The organism is Acinetobacter sp. UBA6720 (genome assembly GCF_002454215.1).
Taxonomy (GTDB): domain Bacteria; phylum Pseudomonadota; class Gammaproteobacteria; order Pseudomonadales; family Moraxellaceae; genus Acinetobacter.
The window spans coordinates 1-2625 of the sequence record NZ_DKIK01000171.1 but is presented as its reverse complement, the minus strand read 5'-3'; the positions used below and the strand labels follow the sequence as shown (position 1 = coordinate 2625).

Annotated in this window: 4 protein-coding genes; all 4 read left to right on the top strand. The window is 42.2% G+C overall.

The features are described from left to right. Nucleotides 1-119: 119 nt before the first annotated feature. The 4 genes from rpmF (at nucleotide 120) to acpP (ending at nucleotide 2519) form a co-directional block, all read left to right on the top strand. Nucleotides 120-302 (top strand): 50S ribosomal protein L32, encoded by a 183-nt coding sequence (gene rpmF / locus B4F08_RS14430; RefSeq protein ID WP_004279227.1) that lies wholly within the window; start codon nucleotides 120-122, stop codon nucleotides 300-302. A gap of 176 nt (nucleotides 303-478) precedes the next feature. Continuing rightward, the gene (gene fabD, locus B4F08_RS14425) at nucleotides 479-1465 is read left to right on the top strand and encodes an ACP S-malonyltransferase (RefSeq protein ID WP_086208716.1); all 987 of its coding nucleotides are present in this window, start codon (nucleotides 479-481) and stop codon (nucleotides 1463-1465) included. Then, complete coding sequence (gene fabG / locus B4F08_RS14420) at nucleotides 1462-2196, top strand: 3-oxoacyl-ACP reductase FabG (RefSeq protein WP_151706466.1); 735 nt, start codon at nucleotides 1462-1464, stop codon at nucleotides 2194-2196. The genes fabD and fabG overlap by 4 nt, the downstream gene beginning before the upstream one ends. Nucleotides 2197-2282: 86 nt before the next feature. After that, entirely contained in the window at nucleotides 2283-2519 is a 237-nt protein-coding gene (acpP, locus tag B4F08_RS14415) for an acyl carrier protein (protein ID WP_004695351.1), read from the top strand. The last annotated feature ends 106 nt before the right edge of the window (nucleotides 2520-2625 follow it).

Genomic DNA, 2625 nt, shown 5'->3' with positions numbered 1-2625 from the left:
CCGTTTGATGTTTTGGCAAGTTTGAAGGGTAAACTTAACTAATTTTTGTGTTATACTCTTCCGTATAAGACAACTGAATTTGTTCTGATCCATATTTTTTCGATTTGTAAGGAGCCATCATGGCCGTTCAGCAAAACCGTAAAAGTCGCTCTCGCCGTGACATGCGCCGTTCACATGACGCTTTAACCGAGAATGCATTAACTGTAGACCAAGCTACTGGCGAGACTCACCGTCGTCACCACGTATCTAAAGATGGTATCTACCGTGGTCGTCAATTATTCGCTAAAGCATCTGCTGAATAATTGTTGAAGCATTAAGCTTAAAGCTTAGTCGAAAAAAGGGGAGCGTAAAGCTCCCTTTTTTTGTGGGTGAATGTTTACCAACTCTGTTTTTGTTGTATTTGGCAATTACATCGACCTAAATTAAGTGTTAAATTTTCGCTCCATAAACGAGAGCAAAGACAAGAAAGGACTTTTTTATGTCTGCGAAACAACTTGATCAAGTCGCTCAGGCAACAAAAACAGCTTTTGTATTTCCTGGTCAGGGTTCACAAAAGGTAGGTATGTTGGCTGAATTGGCAGAACAATTTGCCAGTGTTGAAGCAACATTTGCAGAAGCCTCTAAAGCAGTTGGATTCGATTTGTGGCACATTGCACAATCTGGTGAAGGTTTAGATCAAACTGAATTTACTCAGCCTGTATTGTTAACCGCGAGCATTGCATTATGGCGTGTATGGTTAGAACTTGGCGGTGTTGTACCTAAGTATCTAGCAGGTCACTCATTGGGTGAATATAGCGCTTTGGTTGCTGCAGGCAGTTTAAGCCTAGGTGATGCTGTGAAGCTGGTAAACTTACGCGGTAAGCTCATGCAAAGTGCAGTACCTCAAGGTAAGGGTGCAATGGCGGCTATTTTAGGTTTAGACGACGCACAAGTTGTTGCTTTATGCCAACAGGTTTCAGACCAAGCTGAAGGTTCAGTTGAAGCTGCAAATTATAATGCACAAGGTCAAGTGGTCATTGCGGGTGAAAAAGCCGCAGTTGAAGCAGTCATGGCTTTGGCGAAAGAAAATAGTGGCAAAGCGATTGCATTGCCTGTTTCAGTGCCATCTCACTGTTCGTTGATGAAACCTGCTGCGGAACAGTTCGCACAAGCTTTGGAACAAACTGCCATTGAGCTGCCTAGCATACCTGTAATACAAAATGTGAGCGCGGAAATTGCGATAGATGTCGCTCAAGTACGCCAAGCACTTACAGCTCAGTTATATGAGTCTGTACAGTGGACCAAAACCATGCAGTTTATTCAGGATCAAGGGATCCAATATGTTGCAGAGTGTGGTCCAGGTAATGTTTTGGCAAACTTGGCGAAACGTTTACCAAATATCGAAAAAGCTTTTCCACTTGATAGCAAATCACGTATGGAAGATGCACTCAATGCCATTTTAGTGGCTGAAGGAAAAATTGCATGACACAGGAACGCAAAGTTGCACTCGTGACAGGTGCAAGTCGAGGGATTGGCGCAGCCATCGCTCAGCAACTGATTCAAGACGGTTATTTTGTTGTGGGCACAGCGACATCTGAGGCTGGCGCAGAAAAATTATCTGCAAGCTTTGGTGAGCAGGGTGCGGGTAAAGTACTTGATGTTCGTGACGGTGCTGCGATAGATGCGCTGGTGACAGACATTGAACAAAATTATGGTCCAGTTCTTGCACTTGTCAATAATGCAGGGATTACCAAAGATAATTTGTTACTTCGTATGTCAGAAGATGACTGGGATGATATTTTAAATATTCATTTAAAAGCCGTTTATCGTTTATCTAAACGTGTGCTAAAAGGCATGACCAAAGCACGTTTTGGACGAATTATTAATATTAGTTCTGTGGTTGCGCATTTTGCCAACCCAGGTCAGGCCAACTATTCAGCAGCGAAAGCTGGTATTGAAGCATTTAGCCGTAGCCTTGCAAAAGAAATGGGTAGCCGTCAAATCACTGTAAACTCGGTGGCACCTGGCTTTATTGCAACAGAAATGACTGATCAATTAAGTGAAGACATCCGTAAAAAAATGAGCGATCAAGTGGCCCTGAACCGTTTAGGTGATCCACAAGATATTGCCAATGCGGTGAGCTTTTTGGCATCAGACAAAGCAAGTTACATTACTGGTACGGTAATGCATGTAAATGGTGGTCTATACATGAGCTAATTGGCTGATGGATAAACTTTCAAAATTTTAAAGATTCAATTAAACTAACGGCATTAAAAACGCCACAAGCAATGAGGAGAATTCCTGTGAGCGATATCGAACAACGCATCAAGCAAGCAGTTGCAGAACAACTTGGTCTTAAGGCTGAAGAAATCAAAAACGAAGCATCTTTCATGGATGACTTAGGTGCTGACTCTTTAGACCTTGTTGAGCTTGTTATGTCTTTCGAAAACGACTTTGACATCACAATCCCAGATGAAGATTCTAACGAAATCACAACTGTACAATCTGCGATTGACTACGTTTCTAAGAAACTAGGTTAATACATATTGTTTCAGCTTTGCTGAATGGAAAAGCCACCCACTTGGGTGGCTTTTTTATGCCTTTCAAAAAACGCAAAGCGCATAACTCACCTTTAAAATCTGCTAT

Coding starts and splice junctions, on each gene's coding strand:
- rpmF (WP_004279227.1), top strand. CDS start 120: ATGGCCGTTCAGCAAAACCGTAAAAGTCGCTCTCGCCGTGACATGCGC.
- fabD (WP_086208716.1), top strand. CDS start 479: ATGTCTGCGAAACAACTTGATCAAGTCGCTCAGGCAACAAAAACAGCT.
- fabG (WP_151706466.1), top strand. CDS start 1,462: ATGACACAGGAACGCAAAGTTGCACTCGTGACAGGTGCAAGTCGAGGG.